Annotated in this window: 17 protein-coding genes; 10 read left to right on the top strand and 7 right to left on the bottom strand. The window is 41.8% G+C overall.

Going from position 1 to position 17829, the window contains the following annotated elements:
• Window positions 1-27 precede the first annotated feature (27 nt).
• Complete coding sequence (locus ATHSA_RS00285; RefSeq protein ID WP_161847202.1) at window positions 28-915, top strand: DUF2156 domain-containing protein; 888 nt, start codon at window positions 28-30, stop codon at window positions 913-915.
• Here ATHSA_RS00285 and ATHSA_RS00280 read toward each other — a convergent pair.
• From ATHSA_RS00280 to ATHSA_RS00250, 7 genes are all read right to left on the bottom strand, one after another.
• Entirely contained in the window at window positions 870-1169 is a 300-nt protein-coding gene (locus ATHSA_RS00280) for a hypothetical protein (RefSeq protein WP_232060095.1), read from the bottom strand. The genes ATHSA_RS00285 and ATHSA_RS00280 overlap by 46 nt on opposite strands.
• A 20-nt stretch (window positions 1170-1189) precedes the next feature.
• Entirely contained in the window at window positions 1190-2203 is a 1014-nt protein-coding gene (locus ATHSA_RS00275) for a flagellar basal body P-ring protein FlgI (RefSeq protein WP_161847200.1), read from the bottom strand.
• Between the two features lie 13 nt (window positions 2204-2216).
• A complete protein-coding gene (locus tag ATHSA_RS00270; RefSeq protein WP_161847199.1) occupies window positions 2217-2828 on the bottom strand; it encodes a flagellar basal body L-ring protein FlgH in 612 nt (203 codons plus the stop codon).
• Window positions 2825-3967: a flagellar basal body P-ring formation chaperone FlgA gene (gene flgA / locus ATHSA_RS00265; RefSeq protein ID WP_161847198.1), complete on the bottom strand. Its 1143-nt coding sequence runs from the start codon at window positions 3965-3967 to the stop codon at window positions 2825-2827. The genes ATHSA_RS00270 and flgA overlap by 4 nt, the downstream gene beginning before the upstream one ends.
• Complete coding sequence (flgG, locus tag ATHSA_RS00260; RefSeq protein WP_161847197.1) at window positions 3964-4749, bottom strand: flagellar basal-body rod protein FlgG; 786 nt, start codon at window positions 4747-4749, stop codon at window positions 3964-3966. The genes flgA and flgG overlap by 4 nt, the downstream gene beginning before the upstream one ends.
• A gap of 11 nt (window positions 4750-4760) precedes the next feature.
• On the bottom strand, window positions 4761-5462 hold the full coding sequence (locus tag ATHSA_RS00255) for a flagellar hook-basal body protein (protein ID WP_161847196.1): 702 nt from the start codon (window positions 5460-5462) through the stop codon (window positions 4761-4763).
• Window positions 5463-5648: 186 nt separating this feature from the next.
• The gene (locus tag ATHSA_RS00250; protein ID WP_161847195.1) at window positions 5649-6557 is read right to left on the bottom strand and encodes an RpnC/YadD family protein; all 909 of its coding nucleotides are present in this window, start codon (window positions 6555-6557) and stop codon (window positions 5649-5651) included.
• A 198-nt stretch (window positions 6558-6755) separates the two neighbouring features.
• Here ATHSA_RS00250 and udk point away from each other — a divergent pair, with 198 nt between their 5' ends.
• The 9 genes from udk (at window position 6756) to murB (ending at window position 17817) form a co-directional block, all read left to right on the top strand.
• Window positions 6756-7364 carry a uridine kinase gene (gene udk / locus ATHSA_RS00245; RefSeq protein WP_161847194.1) on the top strand — a complete coding sequence of 203 codons (609 nt, stop codon included), beginning with the start codon at window positions 6756-6758 and terminating at the stop codon, window positions 7362-7364.
• Window positions 7361-7852 (top strand): DUF501 domain-containing protein, encoded by a 492-nt coding sequence (locus tag ATHSA_RS00240; RefSeq protein ID WP_161847193.1) that lies wholly within the window; start codon window positions 7361-7363, stop codon window positions 7850-7852. Before udk ends, ATHSA_RS00240 begins: the two co-directional genes overlap by 4 nt.
• A 1-nt stretch (window position 7853) precedes the next feature.
• Entirely contained in the window at window positions 7854-9272 is a 1419-nt protein-coding gene (locus ATHSA_RS00235) for an FGGY-family carbohydrate kinase (protein ID WP_161847192.1), read from the top strand.
• Window positions 9273-9285: 13 nt separating this feature from the next.
• Window positions 9286-9945: a transaldolase family protein gene (locus ATHSA_RS00230; RefSeq protein WP_161847191.1), complete on the top strand. Its 660-nt coding sequence runs from the start codon at window positions 9286-9288 to the stop codon at window positions 9943-9945.
• Between the two features lie 112 nt (window positions 9946-10057).
• Window positions 10058-12484, top strand: coding sequence for a plasma-membrane proton-efflux P-type ATPase (locus ATHSA_RS00225; RefSeq protein WP_161847190.1), 2427 nt, complete (start codon window positions 10058-10060; stop codon window positions 12482-12484).
• Window positions 12481-13212, top strand: a complete 732-nt coding sequence (locus tag ATHSA_RS00220) for an HAD family hydrolase (protein WP_161847189.1) — start codon at window positions 12481-12483, stop codon at window positions 13210-13212. The genes ATHSA_RS00225 and ATHSA_RS00220 overlap by 4 nt, the downstream gene beginning before the upstream one ends.
• Before the next feature lie 60 nt (window positions 13213-13272).
• Entirely contained in the window at window positions 13273-16323 is a 3051-nt protein-coding gene (locus tag ATHSA_RS00215; RefSeq protein ID WP_161847188.1) for an O-antigen ligase family protein, read from the top strand.
• Window positions 16320-17045: an endonuclease III domain-containing protein gene (locus tag ATHSA_RS00210; protein WP_161847187.1), complete on the top strand. Its 726-nt coding sequence runs from the start codon at window positions 16320-16322 to the stop codon at window positions 17043-17045. The genes ATHSA_RS00215 and ATHSA_RS00210 overlap by 4 nt, the downstream gene beginning before the upstream one ends.
• Entirely contained in the window at window positions 16981-17817 is an 837-nt protein-coding gene (gene murB, locus ATHSA_RS00205) for a UDP-N-acetylmuramate dehydrogenase (RefSeq protein ID WP_161847186.1), read from the top strand. The genes ATHSA_RS00210 and murB overlap by 65 nt, the downstream gene beginning before the upstream one ends.
• The last annotated feature ends 12 nt before the right edge of the window (window positions 17818-17829 follow it).

Here is a 17829-nt window from a genome sequence, read left to right as displayed (position 1 = left end):
TAGTATATCATATTTGAGAGGTGGAGAATGATTCCAAAATTTCCAGAATTCAAAGAAATAGAAATAGGAGACAGAAGATTTTTGAAGGATCGCATATGGAATTACCAGCCGGAAAATTCGGAGATGAACTTTACAAACCTTTTTATATGGAAAGACCATCTCAAGGTTAGATGGACTGTTTTCAAAGATACGGTCCTTTTTATGTGTGGCGATAGACCTTATTTTTTGGAGACTGTAGGAAAATTGGAAATAGACGATCTCAAAAGCCTTTCTTCATGGATATCATCTCACAACTCGGAAATAGTTTTTGACCGAGTTGCGAAAAAATTCACGTCACTTCTGAACGATGATTTTAAAATTATTCCATCGAGAGATCAATTCGATTACGTTTACAAAGCAGAGGATCTTATAAATCTTGCGGGAAGAAAGTACCATTCAAAAAGAAACCATCTTTCCAATTTTTTAAAAATGTACCATTACCAATACCTCCCAATGACTGGAAAAGACGCGATCTCGGCTGTTGAACTTGCCAAAAAATGGTGCGAGGAGAAAAGATGCAAAGACGATATGAACCTTTTAGACGAATTTGAGGCCACAAAACTTGCCCTTGAAAATTTCGATGAACTCGAATTAAAGGGGGCAATGATCCTCATAGATGGAGAGATACAGGCCTTCACGCTCGGAGAGATGTTAAATCAAAACACCTTTGTCATTCATATCGAGAAGGCAAACAAAGCCTATGAGGGAATTTACGTGGCAATAAATAATCTCTTTTGTAAAAATAACCTTAATCCCGGCATGTTTGTAAACAGAGAACAAGACCTCGGAGACGAAGGACTTAGAAAGGCGAAATTATCCTATTTTCCGGATCATTTTGTCGAGAAATTTTCCGTTCTGTCAGGCAACTCCTTGTAAGGATTTTTTGAAATCTGAGTTTCGACGAGTTTAACTAATTGTCCAAAATTTTGCCCGGCCGCGTCCTGCGCGTAGATATCCATAAGCCATTGGCGGTACCAAGATTCACCGAATTGGTCCGGTACAAGGTTTGATTTGTATATTCCCTTTTCCATCTCGTTAAAGACTTCTGACAGTAAAAGAGAGACAAACTGGGCCGAGACGACTTTTAATTGTTCATTTTTTGGCAAATCCTGTATATTCGATGAATTCATCAAACTCAAAGGAGAGATGATCACATTATCACCACATTTTGTTGAAGAATTCCGGCTTTGTGAAGGGCCTCTGCTATGGCGATTATGTCCTGCGGTGTGGCGCCAAGGGCTTTAAGTGCGTTGACAAGGTCTGCGAGTGTATTTCCAGAAGAACTGCTACCATTTTGTAATTGACCGTTGACGATCGATATGGAGAAATTTCCGTAACTCATCGTGAAATCTGGAAGAGTTATGTCTCCTCCAAAGATGACCGTGCCCGTTCTTTCATTTATGACGATTTCCTGTGGAAGGTTTGGAATGACTTGAATTTGTTCAACTATGGCAAGAAAATCTATTAGATTGTTTGTAAAAGCATTTGGCACCTGTATATCAACGGCTCCGGCGCTGGAGGCTATCGCTATGTTGGACTGGAACTTTGAATTTATCGCCTGTGCAATTCTTGCGGCCGTCACAACGTCTGGTTTGTTAAGAAGCAATGTCACGATGCCGGCCTTAACTATGCTGGATGGAATCTCTTTTTGAACTATCGCGCCATCTGGAATTGTCGCGACAAGAGAATACCTCTGTTGAAGTGAAACACTTTGATTCGTGTTGAATCCACCTATCGAAAGTTGACCTTGAGCCACGGCGTACACATTGCCGTCGGCACCGTAAAGAGGGGTTTCAAGTAAAACTCCTCCCTGAAGGCTTTTCGCATCTCCTATCGATGAGACCGTAACTCCCAATTTCATTCCGGGATAGTAAAATGGAGGTATATTAGCCGTTACCATGACAAGCGCCGAATTTTTTGAATTGAGATCCGATGGTGCGACGACGACGCCGAAGTTTTTGAGCATATTCGCGATCAATTCAGATGGAACAGGGCCACTGTCTCCATTTCCATTCAGTCCAACGACAACTCCCACACCAAACAATTGGTTGTCCATAGCACCTCTTATTTTAGTTATGTCCTGTATCGTCACGACATCGCCAGCCGCGAGTACGATTGAAATTAAAATTACCAAAGTGATAAAAAAGATCGATATCTTTTTCAATTAAATCGCCCCTTTAAAAGATCAAAGATGCCAAAGAATTCATAAACCATGTTATCCATCTGTCATTTTGAACGCCTTCTTGAAAGACGACATTACCATCGTACCATATTTCAAGATCTGCTATATTTGAAGAATTGACTATATTCCCGGGCTGAATATCATTTGGATTTACTATGCCTTTTATCTGTATCTCCCTCATCGAATTGTCTATCTTTATATCTCTCTTTCCAGTTATTTCAAGGTTCCCGTTCGGATAAACCTTTGTGACAACGGCAGAGAGTGTCGTTACAAATTGTGACTGATTTTGTGAGGAGATGGAATTGGTGTTGATGGAAGATGAAGGTGAACTTGTGGGAAGTAATTTTGATATGTCGAAATTGGTCACAGACTTTATAAGCCCTCCTATTATTGAGAGTATTCCTCCCGTGTAATTAGGATTTTTGTAAGAGTAGGAGGTATTCGTCGTATCGTAAATCATGACAGTTATTGTGTCTCCAACCTTGCTCGCGACCGGAAGGGTAAAAAGATTTTTGAAATTAGAATTGGTTGAACTTTCCCATAAAGAGTCGGCAAAGACAAATGAGAAGATCGAAATAAAAAGAAATAAAATGATGAATTTTTTCATGAATTACCTCCGTAAATCTTCACTTTGGGCCCGCTTTCCAAAAGGCCGTACATCAAATAACCATTTTCTATATTTCTTACGGGTATAATCTGGCCGATATAACCATTTTGCATGACCCTTACAAAGGTTGTTACCGTCAGACTGTTATAAGAGACATAGGCAACGATTATCTGTCCTGCCATAACGTCTGGAGGCGTGGAAATGCCAAGTGGCGATATTATTTGTCCTGCTTTGAATGACCATAAGGTAAGATTTCCAATTATTCTCGAAGGAATCGTCGCGTATGCCGTGGTCGTCGCGTAAACGTCCATTGGCATTTGCTTTATCATATCGGCAGTTATTCTTTGTCCGTAATTTATATCGACAGATGCCACGATGACATTTTCAATTTCCTCGGGCACGTATTTGATGATTTTCGCATCTATAACTTTTCCATCTTTGATCACGTTGACCGGAACGCCTACCATTTTGCCAGAAATTTTGAATGGTCTTCCAACTGCTAATTCATCGAACTTGGGAAGTTGAACCTTTGAAACATCTGTCAGAGTTATTCCCTTTCCAAGATCTGCCGCGGCGATTCGGGATATATCATCGAAAGATTTTGCAATTCCTATCCTGCCTATCTCGAATGTGGCATTCGAATAAGATACGTTTTGGCCAGAAATGACTTTGACAAGCGCGAAACAATTCTGACCGAATTGAGAGATATTACTTACCTCTATATCGTAATTTGAATTGCGAATTCCCGTAGGCTGGAAGTTTACAACGAAAATATTTGAAGTTCCCGCCTTTGACGCGATCGCATTTTGAATTTTCAAAAGATCAACTGGCACTTCAGTAGAATAAACCATTATCTCTTTTGAGGTTGGAATAACCTTCAGCCATTTTATAGATTGTTCAGCCCTTATTTTTATGCTTTGAGCATCAAGGTAATAATATGTTCCGGGTTGTGGCGCAAAGGCGACGATGAAATTTTTAAGGTCTGATACGGATACGCCTGTGAACGTTGAAGCGAGATCGTAAAGTGTTACATATTCCGATGAAACCGTCGTGCTCGATTTGAGTGTGAGTTCTATTCCAAGGCCAAAGGCGTAAATTTCAATTGAAATCAAAATGATAATGGCTAAAAATTTCTTCATTGCTTGAGTGTTGCCACATCCTGTAACATCTGATCTGAAGTCTGGATAACTTTCGAATCAAATTCGTAAGCCCTCTCGGCATTTATCATGTCTACCATTTGCTGGATGACATTGACATTTGAAGTCTCGAGATAGCCCTGTCTGAGCGCTCCAAAGCCGTCCTGATTCGCAATGCCTTGAATTGGTTGACCCGATGCCGGAGTTGCCACGTAGAGGTTGTCTCCTATCGATTCCAATCCGGCAGGGTTCAAAAATCTCACAAGCGTGATCTGACCAACCTGAGTCTGGGTACCACCTGGCTGGGTTACGGTCACGGTGCCATTTGGCGCTATGTTTATCGATTCAGCGTTTTGAGGAATCACTATATTTGGAACGACTACATATCCATCACTTGTCACAAGCCTTCCCTGACCATCGAGGTTAAAACTTCCATCTCTTGTGTAGCCTATCTGTCCATTTTGAAGTTGAACCTGAAAGAAACCGTCTCCGTCTATCGCGAGATCGAGAGGATTGCCAGTCGAAGAAAGACTTCCGAGTGTAAATAAACGGTTTGTCGCGACAAGCCTCGTTCCATGGCCAACGTAGAGACCAGTTGGGGATTGAGTGTTTTGGGATGTTGGTGTGCCGGCTATGTAAAGATTTTGATAGGCAAGATCGGCAAATTCGGCCCTGCTCTCTTTAAATGCCGTTGTGTTGGCGTTGGCTAAATTATTCGATATCGTGTCTATCATGAATTGCTGGGCATTCATGCCCGTTGCCGCTGTTGAAAGTGAGTTAAGCATTTTGACCTCCTTTACGTTACGCTACCTACATTTATTCCCGTTGTCATCATTGAGTCCTGAGTTGTTATAGCCTTTTGCGCTATCTGGTAATTCTGAAATGCATTTATCAAATCAACCATTTCTTTGACGGCGTTGACATTCGATGTCTCGAGGTACCCTTGCATCACTTTTCCATTTGGATCAAGGATGAAAGGTCCACTCTGGGCAGTTGACACAAAGGCATTTCCACCAACCTTTTGAAGATAGGAAGGATTAGCAACGTTAAAAACGGCCGGTGCTTGTCCGCTGTCTGCCATTATTGGCTGAAGTGCCGCACCGAGTACCTCTCTACCCATATTATCGACAAGTTCACCGTCTGGAGAAATGTTAAAACTCCCATCTCTTGTGTAGAGAATTTGATTTCCATCTCTGACGGCAAAAAAACCGCTTCCGTCTATCGCGTAGTCTAATTTTCTACCTGTCTGTTGAAGTGCGCCTTCACTCATATTTGGAAGGACTGAATTCACGACAACGGCATTTGTCATTTTTCCTATAGGTGAGAATTTTGAAGGCACGATTTCCTTGTAAAGTTCTCTTTGCATTGTCGCGGCAAAGGTCATGGAATCGGTTTTAAATCCATAGGTGTTCACATTGGCTAAATTGTTCGATATCATGTCTACCTGTGCCTGATCGACAAGCATTCCCATCGTTGCGTCGTAAAGCCCTGTATGCATTCGATCACCTCAAAAGATCTTTCAACGCGCGTTGAAAAAATTCCTAAATGCAGGTAGTAGGTAGCGGGTGGCAGATAGCAGGTAATACGTAGTAAAAATTGAGAATTGAAAATGGACAATTAAAACTGTTTACTCTTTACTACTCACTTCTCATAAACCCCAATTTGTTAACCTTGACTGGTTATCTCACGAGATAAAGAGAATTTTCTTGACATCTTCAAGACTGATTTCGAAAATGTGATCCATTATGTAATCAAGCACATCCTCTGGTGCCTTGTTAACAGCCTCTCTCATTTGCAATGTGTATAATTCCTTGAATTTGGCAAGTAAAAGCCTTGAGACACTTTCTCTTAATGTCTCTATTTTTCCTTCTATTTTTCCTTCTAATTTCCCTTTTATAATTCCTTCTGTAATGGCTGCTTGCCTTTCTTTTTCAAATTGTTCAAGCAATTTTTGTCGGTCTTCTTTGAAAATATCTACATCGTACATTTCAGTCAACCTCCTTTTTAATTCCTTCACAAAATCCTCATCGTATACCGTAAGGGTCATCAAAAGAGTCGATGTAAGTATATCGGCCTTTAACCCTTCGGGAATCTTCATCGTAGCCTCGGTATCGACTAATTCAACGATATCCTCTTTGTCACAGTTCCTCATAAGAGGCATCAATGCCATCGCGATTATATTCCCCTGCCCGCTTTTTGCCTTCTCGAGTACATCCTTTGCATCCATCTCGGACACTCTTATTACCTCGGGCTCGAACCTTACTATCTTTCCTGAGATAATTTGAGGTGGTATCTTGACATTTCCAAGATAGATTATGTATGTGTCAATGACCCTGTCAAATTCTCTTGTAAGCAATGCATTGTATACGTAAAATCTGTTCAGATCATCTCTTCTCATTTCCTGCTGGAACTCAACGTGCAAAATCTTATCTTCTGTTCGAAGGACAAAGTCCGCGTGCAAATCTGCGATTCGTATGTCTTTTATCTCCTCTGAAAGGCTCTCGACTGTTTCGGAATCAACTCCTACAAACTCTGCGATTTCTTTCGGGGATATATGGGAAAGATACTTGAGTATCACATCTTTGTATGCCATAGATCACCTCAATTAATTATAACACGACGATAGCAGGTAATACGTAGTAAAAATTGAGAATTGAAAATGGACAATTTTCAATTTTTAATTTTCAATTATCAATTTACATTCCGTTATTCACTCCTTATCAAGGTATATCGCCATATATTATAAATTTAAAGTTGATTCAGTATATGTTATAATTTCGAGAGGTGAGATATGAGTACATTCGTTGCGATAATAGGTGGCAGTGGGGCCGGAAAGACCACTGTCGCGAATAAAATTCTTGATAGATTTTCGAACAGAGCGGTATGTATCAACATGGACAGTTATTACAAAGACTTAGAGCCAGGCGTGGATCCGAGAAATGTCAACTTCGATGCGCCAACTGCCTTTGATTTCGATCTCTTCCTTTCGCACCTTGTCGATCTTAAAAATGGGAAGGCGATAGAGGTTCCAAATTACAGTTTTGTAACCTATAGACGGGACACATCTAAGACTATTCACGTTGAACCACGCGATCTTATTATAGTCGAAGGGATTCTTGTCATATACAAAAAGGAGATAAGGAAACTCTTCGATCTGGCCATCTACGTTGATGAGGATGCCGATGAAAGACTGATAAGAAGGATCGAAAGAGACACAAAGGAGCGCGGAAGATCTATCGAGTCTATAATATTTCAGTACAGAAGGTTTGTCGCGCCGGCCTTTAGAAGTTTCATAGAACCGCAAAAGTACGATTGCGATATCATCCTTCCAAGGGGAGGGGAAAACCACACCGGTCTTTCTATAATAATCGAAGCACTCGAAAGGATGCTCAACAAATGATAGAATTGGAGGATTTGTCAGTTGTTTCAATCCAGTTGAATAGAATTCCCAAAAATGTGTCAGAGGTCGTAAGGCGTTGTTCTTTTGGATTTCCTGTTGTCATAAGATCCTTTCCGATTTTGGATGGGAAACCTTTTCCAACACTTTACTGGCTTACCTGTCCATTTATGAGATCGGAGATTTCGAAGATAGAAAGTAACGGCGGAATAAAAAGGTATGAAGAAATTCTTTCGAATTCAAAAGAATTACTCGATTTGCAGATAGAGGCACATCTAAAGGCCAACGAAAAAATTAAAAGTTTTGTCGATGAGAACGTTAAAGACCTTTTTAAGGGAGGAATGGGAGGAATAAAGGACTTCAGGCACGTGAAATGTCTTCACATGCATGTTGCATACCACCTTGGAGGGATAAAAAATCCCGTCGGTGAAAGCGTACTTTCCGAGATAAAGATGGAATGCGAGGATGGAATTTGCGGTAAGGGAGGATAAGATGGATTACACGCTCATTATAGATGAAGGTACAACAAGCACAAGGGCAATTATCTTTGATGAAAACGGAAATATCATTTCTTCGTCTAACAGGCAACTTAAGGCGATCTATCCATCTTCTGGGTGGGTCGAGCAAAATGCCGAAGAGATCTTTTCAAAGACTCTCGAATCGATAGAAGATGCCATAGATCAATGTGGGTGTACTCCGAGTAAGATTGGAATAACAAATCAACGCGAGACCGTTGTCGCGTGGGACGACAGAGACGGACGATCTCTTTACAACGCGATAGTCTGGAGAGATAAAAGAAGCCAGAGCCTTTGCAAAGAGTTAAAAGACGCAGGTTATGAGCCTATCGTGAGGGCAAAGACTGGCCTTTTGATCGATCCTTATTTTTCTGCCTCCAAGATATCATGGATGATAGAAAATGTTGAGGAGGTAAAAAAGCGCGTCGGAAGTCCTCATTTGAAGTTTGGAACGATAGATGCATACCTTGTCTGGAAATTAACGGGAAATCATTTCACAGAACCGTCCAACGCATCGCGCACGATGGTCTTCGATATAAACACGATGAATTGGGACAAAGAGTTGCTTGAAGTCTTTAAAATACCCTTGTTTTCGATGCCCGAAGTTATAAATTCGAATGGAGATTTTGGAAATTCCAAATATGGAAAGATTGTCGCCGTCTTAGGCGATCAGCAAGCATCTTTGATGGGCAATCTATGCATTAATTCGGGCGAGGTTAAATGTACCTACGGAACGGGAGCATTTATACTCGTCAACGCGAAGAACTCGAAGACCCCTCCATTTGACGGACTTTTGAAAACAGTCGCATGGTCGATGAATGGAACTGTCGATTACGCATTTGAAGGATCTGTCCTCTCAAGCGGAGAGGTGATAAATTGGCTAAAGAGGATATCCCTTATAAAAGATGAGGTAGAAATAGAAGAACTCGCGCGGCCGGCAAAAAGCGATGGAATTTATTTTGTTCCGGCTCTGGACGGTCTTGGATCACCGCGATGGGCTCCAGGAGCGAGGGCGCTTTTTGTGGGGATGAATTCTTCTCACACAAGAGCGAATATCATAAGATCGGTAATAGAATCGATGGCCTTTTCGGTGGCCGAGGTTATAGATACCTTCAAAAAAAGTGGATTGAGCCTTTCGACCATACGCGTCGATGGTGGTGGATCGAAAAATTCTTTGCTCGTTCAGATACTTTCGAATGTCACGAATTTGAAGGTTGAAAGATCAAAATTTCACGAAATGACATCTTACGGTGCCTTTTTGATGTCGAAGGTAAGAAATGATCTTAGCGAGGCTTTGCCTCTGAAAAAAGAATTCGATCTTTTTGAACCTGCGGAAAATATCGATTCAATTTATAAAAGATGGCAAATGGCAGAAGAGATATCTGTAAAATGGTAAAGGAGATGATATCATGCAGTTATACATCGATTCGGCCAAAATAGATGAGATCAAAAAAGCCCTCGCTTTGGGGTATGTCCATGGAATAACGACCAATCCAACGCTTTTAAAGAGTGCAGAGGTCTGGAAAGAATACAAGAATTTGAGATCTTTTTATTCGAAATTGTTGGACATGTGCGATGGAGAGGTTTTCGCGCAGATTCCATCTCAAAAACCCGAAAAGGTTCTTGAAGAGATTGAAAGTTTGGACATGTCGAGACTCATAATAAAAATACCGTCTGTTTCGGGGGGCATAGAGATCGCAAGATCTCTTGTAGATCGTGGATACAGCGTGTGCGCGACGGCTGTATACACGCCCTCTCAGGCGATAGCGTGGTCTTCTCTCGGCGCAGACTATGTGGCGGTGTATTTCAACCGGATGGAATCGAATGGAATGGATGCAAAGGGAATCGTTAAGACAATTTTAAATTTACTTTCCAAAACGAGGACGAAATTGCTTGCGGCGAGTGTAAAGACCACCGATCAACTCGATTTTCTCGTAAGCAGCGGCGTTGAGTACATAACTGTAGGGTATGATTTGCTTGAGAAACTTATAATCTCCGAAAACAGTCAAAAAGATGCCAAATCATTTGACGATGATATGTCAAAGGTGATGAAGGCCTTTTCAAAGTGAGATCAAATAAGTAGATCTTGGTAATTTCAATTTCGTATGCCAACTTATCTGAGATTATTTCGGGTGAGTTATGTGTATTTTTAAATTATAGAAAGAAAGTAAAGGTGAAAAAATGGCAGAGGACGTAAAAGACGCAAAAAAAGATTATCAAAAGATGCCGGTTGATGATCTTCTAAAAGAGTTAGAGACAGATCCAAGCAAGGGTTTGTCGAAAGAGGAAGTAGAAAACCGTGTAAAAATTTATGGCTACAACGAAGTACCCGAAAAAAAGCCCAATCCATACCTTAGTTTTGCCAAGAAATTCTGGGGATTGACGGCGTGGATGCTGGAGGCTGTGATCGTTCTTTCGATCATTTTGAACAAAATGATCGATATGTACGTGATCATAGCGTTGCTTTTGTTGAATGCCGTTCTTGGCTTCTTCCAGGAACAAAGAGCATCAAAAGCGGTAGACGCTTTGAAAAAGCAATTACAGATAAATTCGAGAACTCTCAGAGATGGTAAATGGGAGATGATTCCGGCACGTGAACTTGTGCCCGGCGATATCGTCAGGGTTAGGGCAGGAGATTTTGTCCCGGCAGATCTTAAATTGATAGACGGCCAGGTCGAAGTAGATCAATCGGCCCTGACGGGAGAGTCTTTGACAGTCTCGAAGGAAAAGTCAGACATGCTTTTTTCTGGATCCATTGTCAAGTCAGGAGAATCGACTGCCATCGTCGTTTTGACAGGAACCAAGACTTATTTTGGAAAGACAACTGAACTCGTTCAGGTTGCAAAGCCGAGGCTTCACACCGAAGATGTCATCTCATCCGTTGTGAAATGGCTTTTGATAATCGTCGGAGTAGCCTTAGCAGTCGCATTTGTCGTTGCGATATTCCTCGGAATAAATCTATTCGACGTTGTTGCCTTGGCCCTTGTGCTTTTGGCCTCCTCTATTCCGGTTGCTTTGCCGGCCATGTTCACTATAAGCATGGCGATAGGTTCTATGGAACTTGTCAAACGTGGTGTGCTTGTAACAAGGCTTAGCGCTTCCGAAGATGCGGCGACGATGGACACGCTCTGCTCGGATAAAACCGGCACGATAACGATGAATAAACTCTCCGTTGCCGGCGTTATCCCGATGAGTGGTTTTGATGAAAATACCGTCATACTTTACGGATCCCTCGCCTCTCAGGAAGCGAACCACGATCCGATAGATCTTGCCTTTTTGAATGCGCTAAAGGAGAAAAAGATATCAACAGATGGATTTAGCCAGAAGTCCTTCACCCCTTTCGATCCCAAAACAAGAAGAACTGAGGCCGTAATTGAACATGACGGAAAGACCTTCCGTGTCGTTAAGGGTGCCGTTAACGTGATCGCAGAACTTACCAACTCGAATATCGACGATTTGAACAAAAAGACCGTTGAATACGCTTCCAAGGGATATAGGACCCTTGCCGTTGCAATGGGAGAAGATAATAAACTTAAAATAGTCGGACTCGTGGCCCTCTACGATATGCCAAGGCCTGACGCAAAGAAATTGATAGGTGAATTGAAGAACTTAGGGATATCGGTTAAGATGTTGACCGGTGACGCTCTTCCAATAGCCCAAGAGACGGCACGTCAGGTTGGCCTCTCGGATTCCATAACCGCATCGAAGGAATTCGAAAAATTGGTGGAAGAAGATCCCGATAAGGCTGCCGAGATCGCCGAAAAGAGCGATGGATTTGCCGAAATTTACCCGCAGGACAAATATTCCATAGTGAAAAGTTTGCAAAGGAAGGGTCATATAGTCGGTATGACCGGCGACGGTGTTAACGATGCTCCATCTTTGAAACAGGCCGAGGTTGGTATAGCCGTCAGCAGTGCTACAGACGTCGCAAAGGGTGCGGCAAGCGTTGTCTTGACCGGAGAAGGACTCGGAAACATAGTCGATCTCGTCAAGGTTGGAAGACAGATATATCAAAGGATTTTAACATGGATCTTCAACAAGGTCGTAAAAACCTTCCAGATAGTTGTCTTTGTCGTGGCGGCATTTTTGTTAACGGGTCGTTTTATAGTTTCGGCCTTTGACGTCGTGCTTTTGCTCTTCGTCATAGACTTCGTAACGCTTTCAATATCCACTGATAATGCGAGATGGTCAAAGAAGCCCGATACATGGAACATAACTGGTCTTGTAAAATCATCGATAGTGCTTGGGATACTCGTTGTTTTGGAGTCTCTCGCCATTCTTTACATAGGATTGGGCCCTCTCGGGATTTCTCGAGATTACGAACTTTTAAAGACCTTTTCTTTTAGCATTCTCTTTTACTTTGGTATGATGACCGTCTTTGTCGTTAGAGAAAGAGGTCATTTCTGGTATTCCTTCCCAAGTAAATCCTTATTTTACATAACGATAATAGACATGATAGCGGTCGCTCTCCTTGTTACCTTTGGGTTCCCGGGACTTAAGCCTATCCCGATAACTGATACTTTGATTGTGATAGGAATGTCGGCGTTTTTCTCCTTTGTAGTTAACGATTTCGTGAAATATTACCTTCTGAAAGGTAAAAAAGCATGAAAAGGCCATACATATTGCTCGATGCCGGGGGGACTCTTGTCTTCCCGGACCTCTTTTGGCTTTCGAATTTAATGAAAGGATACGGAATAGATGCAAAAGAGGAGGATATACTCAAAAGAGTTTACGAGATAGATTACCTGATAGACAAAAGCATGAAGGAAAGGGTTACACTTATAGAGGGTAATCTTCTCGAGGCACTTTTCGGTGCCTTTACGAAGTCAAAGGAGACTGTAAGGATTTTAATAGAAAAAACGAATGAGAGGGACAAAATCAAAAATCTGTGGGCCTATACCTTTGACTGGGTAATAGAGACGCTCAAGATCTTGAAGAACATGGGATATTCGATGTCTGTCATATCCAATTCAGATGGAAGGGTTGAACAAGTACTCAAAGAGACTGGAATTGCACCTTTTATGGATAAGATATACGATTCTCAAATCGTCGGCATAGAAAAGCCAGATCCGGCGATCTTCAAAAGGGCCCTTAGCGAACTTTCGATTTCTGCCGATGAAGCGATCTTCTTTGGCGATATGTTTTACACTGATATTCTTGGAGCAAATCGGGCCGGCATAAGGGCCGTCCACATAGATCCCTTCGGATTTTACAGGGAATGGCCGGGCGAAAGGATAAAAAATGTCTCATTCATTCCCGATCTTGTAAAGATGGATCTATCTTCGCACCGGTTCTTTCCATTTATCTACGAATTGAGCCATGAACTAAACGGGTGAAAATAAGAGTCTTATAAATGGTATAATTTCAAAAAAGATCGAAGGAAAGGTAGATGAAGAATGGCCACACAGGTAAAGTCTAAACCATCTATTTCAAAGTTTGAAGAGTACCTTCTGTACTTCATAACACTTTTCATTCCAATAGTCACAATTGGTCCTATAACCTACGAGTACAGCACACAAAAATACGCATTTTTCACGATTTTGATCTTCATTTTGTTCTTTGCCGTCATAATGGAGTTTAGAAGGCAGAAGCAGGTAAATATAAACATCCCACTTCCCGCAATAGGATGGGGCCTTTTCACGATTGCCACGGCCCTTTCTTTGATAAGTGTTATGATAGAGAACTTCCCATATTTGAGGTTCTCTGGAATGTGGGTGCTTTACTTTGCAATGACATTCCTCTTCGTCGTCTACCTCGTGAACAGGATAAAAGACAAGAGGATAATGATAAATATCCTCGGAATGCTTCTTATAAGTGCTGGATTTATAGTACTTGATTCCTTTTTGAATTTTTACGCGGGATGGGACATATGGCTCGGTCACATAGGGACTCCTTATCTCAGGGATAATGTAAGGGCTACGATAGGAAATCCAGACTTTGTTCCAGATTACCTCGGTGTTTTGCTCTTTGTGGCGATATACTTTATCTCATCGAGAACCCTCGGATACGATACATCAAAGGACAAGGATAAAGTTTACAGAAAATTGATGATCATAAAGATCTTGGCGACTATAGAGGCAATACTTATGGTTGCCGTTATAATCTTTTCCCAGACAAGGGGAGTCTTCATAGCAATACCTCTTTCTGTGGTCTTTTTGGCGCTTCTTTACACGTATTACCAGAATTTCAAAGTCAAAAAAGAAGATTCGAAGATAGACGATATAGGTAAAAAATTAAGGAAATTATCTACCACATTGCTTGTAATCTTTATCATAGCGGTTTTTGTAGAAATGTTTTTGTATTCTATCCCGGGTCCATTCACCGGAAATTCCTTCTCTCTTACCGGTAGGGTTAGTTCATCAACGCAGGCACTTTCAAATGCCGGGACCGCACAGCAAAGGTTCCTTGCATGGTGGGCATCTGTCTACCAGTGGAAAGATCACCCCGTAATAGGTCAAGGCCTTGGAACTTACAGAACGGATTTTCTCTACTATCTTGGAGTTTCGATCGAGCACCATCCATCCCTTATGATAGCGTGGAACAACTTCATGAAAGCACACAACGATTACGTTCAATTGCTCGGCGAGACCGGACTCGTTGGAATTTTGACTCTTGCCTTTGCGCTTGGAAGCCTTTTGTGGTTTGTGCTTAGAGTCTTAAAGAAGAAGGATTCGGACGATGCGCTTCTTATGATGCTCATCTCCGCGGGATCGATGGTCACTCTGATAACGAGCATGTATTCCTTTGCAGAACATCTCATGCCGGATTCGATGACTTTGACTATTCTTCTTGCCTTTTTGGTCTCCGATTACTTCAATAAAGATGGAGATCTGACGTGGAAGATCGTTTTAAACAAGGCGAAGTTCGCTGTCTCCTCTCTTGCCTCTTTGATAATCTCGGCCGGTGTCATGATCCTCATGAATATGTATTTCGTGAGCGAGGTTTATTTCCTTTACGGAAACACGAATTACCAGTACATAAGTGCCTACCAAAATGCGGCGTCTCAGGCTAACAACCAGTTAAATGCCGTTCAAAATGAAATTAACCAGTTAAAATCTTACAGTGGAAATTACGCCTATTTGAATCCACAAACCTATATACAGTCGAGAATTCAACAATTTCTTGCCGCTAATCCCGGTCTTAACCAGACGCAGGCTTCCATCCAACTCGAATCTCAAAGGCAGCAAGAATATAACCAGATAATGAATCAATTGAACTCGAACCTTCAAAGCATTCAGACCGCTATAAACCAGTTCAACGATTACGAAAATCAATCCTATATCGGTGCAAAGGACGATTTCCTCAATTCGGTAAGGTGGGACAACACGTACGGTACCTCTGAATTTTACCTTGGCCTTCTTGCAACCTTCCCGCAAAGAGATCAGGAGATAATAAACGAGTTGAACAAGGCATTGTCCTCTGGATCGACCTCGGCTCAACTTAACGTTTTAAAGGATCTCTTCTACGGTCGAAATGACATAACACAATTTATTCATCCCCAGTTCAAGAATCTCAATTACGAGGGAGATTACGATTTGATAGCGAGTATGGTCAATTCGGGTATACCACTTGTCGAGTTGTGGAATTCTTTGAATATAAACCAACTCGTTCAGATGCAGATGTATCAGGACGGCATAGATTATCTAAAGACCTCTCTCGAGTCCTTTGCGGAGAAAAATTCTTACAGGCTCATAGGTCAATTCTCCGCGCTTTTGTCGAGCATGAACAGATCGCAGGCGTCTATATATCAAAATGCGATAAGTAAATATCCAAAGTTCAAATCTCAATTCGAAGCGCTAATTCAAAAGCATGACGAACTTGCCCAGCAGGCCTTTACCCAGATGGAACATTGGTACGATCAATTGATCTTCATCCTTCCTGGAGGATGGAACAGGTATTCTGGGTGGAATCAGGTCTACTCGGAATACATAAACAACATACTCCAAAATGCTCCTCTCGACGCGACCACTTATGCCAAGATCAAAGAGATCGCTCAAAAATATGTCTGGGCAGGTTATTACATGCAAAAAACTTTCTGGGCAATTCCAACAAACACGATGGGAATCTTTACCTCCCTCGCTCAAAATTTCATAGACAATCACATGTATTCTGAGGCTCTAACAACTGTCAACGACACGCTTGCGATATTCAAACCTGCCTACGAGTGGAATGTCGCAGATCTCGAAAGGTACAAGGGAGACACGACTATATACAACAATGCCCAGGATTTCATAAATCAATACAAAGAACTCGAGACAAAACGCGTCCAGTTCCTTTCACAGTTGAAGGCTGTTTACGAGTACGCATTCACGAATCCAACTCAGAAAGCGACGGCCGAGGAGTACGTTAAAGATTGGAACCACAATATTCTTACGAATGTTACAACAAATGACTCAACATCTGATATAATATCTGCTATAACGAAGATGATATCCGAAACTAAATGATAGATAAAGAGTTATCAAAAAGGATACTTTTGTGTATAATAGAAAAGTATCCGAGAAAAGAAGAAACAAAAGATCCTTTTCAAGTTCTTATAAGTACGGTTTTAAGTCAGAGAACACGCGATGCCAATACAGCGAAGGCATCGCGGGCTCTCTTTTCAAAGTTCCCGACGGCGTACGAACTCTCCAAAGCGGAAATCTCAGAGGTGGAGAGGCTCATAAGGTCGGTGGGAATGTACAAACAAAAAGCGGAGCGGATAGTCAATATCGCTCGTGAGATCGTCGATCTATGGGATGGGAAGGTTCCATCTACATTGGATGATCTCATAAAATTCAGCGGAGTCGGTAGGAAAACGGCTAACATAGTTCTGGCTGTTTCTTACGATCTTCCTGTTATTGCAGTTGATGTGCATGTACACAGAATTGCCAACAGGATTGGGATCGTAAAGACTAAAACACCCTTCGAAACTGAAATGGCCTTAACGGAGATAGTGCCGGAAGAATACCGCAAGCGTTTGAATGGAGCGATGGTCAATTTCGGACAGACAGTTTGTTTACCGAGAAATCCAAGATGTATGTCCTGCACCTTTAAGGAGGTGTGCGAATACGGACAATCTGTTATCAGCGGGAGCGGAGGTAAGGAAAGTAACGGAAGTAGAGATGGACTTAAGCGATCTGACAACTTTCAGAATGAGCGGAAAAGCGAAGGTGATAAAGCCTCTTGATCTATTGCACTTCGAAGATCTGCTGATTTATTTCCTCGAAAACAAGAAAGATTTCAAGATCATTGGCGGGGGATCCAACACAGTCGTAAGGGACGGAATAAAAATTCCATTTATCCTGACCTCAAATCTCAACAAATACGAATTTGACGGGGAATACGTTATCGCGGAGAGCGGGGTAAAACTTTCGATTCTGCTTTCAGAAACTATAAAGCGTGGCATTTCAGGTCTTGAATTCTCGATCGGCATCCCGGGCACTATCGGCGGTGCGATCTTCATGAACACCGGCGCCTTCGATGGCGAGATATCAAAATGTGTTGAAAGCGTTGAGGTCATAAATGAAGAAGGAAAGACCTTTGAAATGAAAGCAGAGGATTTGAATTTTTCCTACAGGCATTCCGTCTTTCATGAAAAACGCATGTGGATAAAAAAATGCGTCTTAAAACTCCAATTCGCAAAAAATAAGGAAGAGGTACTCCAAAAAAGTCTAAAAAATTGGTCGAGAAAAAGAAGTACCCAGCCGATAACCTTCCCAAGCGTTGGATGTGTTTTCAAAAATCCGCCCAATGAGTATGCCGCAAGGTTAATAGACAATGCCAATTTGAAAGGATACCGTGTCGGAGGCGTAGAAGTCTCAAAACTCCACGCAGGTTTCTTCATCAACGTTGGAAATGCGACCTTTGAGGATTTCAAAGCAGTTTACGAAGAGGTAGTCAAGAGGGTGAGAGAGAGATTTGGAGTAGAACTTGAGTCTGAAATAACGATTGTAAGTTGATCGAGGTGTTAG

The sequence above is a fragment of the Athalassotoga saccharophila genome, from assembly GCF_009936215.1.
Lineage (GTDB): Bacteria > Thermotogota > Thermotogae > Mesoaciditogales > Mesoaciditogaceae > Athalassotoga > Athalassotoga saccharophila.
This window is presented reverse-complemented; position numbering and strand designations above follow the sequence as displayed.

Bases quoted from the DNA above. Each gene is read 5' to 3' on its own strand.
- ATHSA_RS00255 (WP_161847196.1), bottom strand. From the start codon at position 5,462: ATGCATACAGGGCTTTACGACGCAACGATGGGAATGCTTGTCGATCAG.
- ATHSA_RS00240 (WP_161847193.1), top strand. From the start codon at position 7,361: ATGATAGAATTGGAGGATTTGTCAGTTGTTTCAATCCAGTTGAATAGA.
- ATHSA_RS00210 (WP_161847187.1), top strand. From the start codon at position 16,320: ATGATAGATAAAGAGTTATCAAAAAGGATACTTTTGTGTATAATAGAA.
- ATHSA_RS00235 (WP_161847192.1), top strand. From the start codon at position 7,854: ATGGATTACACGCTCATTATAGATGAAGGTACAACAAGCACAAGGGCA.
- flgG (WP_161847197.1), bottom strand. From the start codon at position 4,749: ATGCTTAACTCACTTTCAACAGCGGCAACGGGCATGAATGCCCAGCAA.
- flgA (WP_161847198.1), bottom strand. From the start codon at position 3,967: ATGAAGAAATTTTTAGCCATTATCATTTTGATTTCAATTGAAATTTAC.
- ATHSA_RS00280 (WP_232060095.1), bottom strand. From the start codon at position 1,169: ATGAATTCATCGAATATACAGGATTTGCCAAAAAATGAACAATTAAAA.
- ATHSA_RS00215 (WP_161847188.1), top strand. From the start codon at position 13,273: ATGGCCACACAGGTAAAGTCTAAACCATCTATTTCAAAGTTTGAAGAG.
- ATHSA_RS00250 (WP_161847195.1), bottom strand. From the start codon at position 6,557: ATGGCATACAAAGATGTGATACTCAAGTATCTTTCCCATATATCCCCG.
- ATHSA_RS00285 (WP_161847202.1), top strand. From the start codon at position 28: ATGATTCCAAAATTTCCAGAATTCAAAGAAATAGAAATAGGAGACAGA.
- ATHSA_RS00220 (WP_161847189.1), top strand. From the start codon at position 12,481: ATGAAAAGGCCATACATATTGCTCGATGCCGGGGGGACTCTTGTCTTC.
- udk (WP_161847194.1), top strand. From the start codon at position 6,756: ATGAGTACATTCGTTGCGATAATAGGTGGCAGTGGGGCCGGAAAGACC.
- ATHSA_RS00230 (WP_161847191.1), top strand. From the start codon at position 9,286: ATGCAGTTATACATCGATTCGGCCAAAATAGATGAGATCAAAAAAGCC.
- murB (WP_161847186.1), top strand. From the start codon at position 16,981: ATGGACTTAAGCGATCTGACAACTTTCAGAATGAGCGGAAAAGCGAAG.
- ATHSA_RS00270 (WP_161847199.1), bottom strand. From the start codon at position 2,828: ATGAAAAAATTCATCATTTTATTTCTTTTTATTTCGATCTTCTCATTT.
- ATHSA_RS00225 (WP_161847190.1), top strand. From the start codon at position 10,058: ATGGCAGAGGACGTAAAAGACGCAAAAAAAGATTATCAAAAGATGCCG.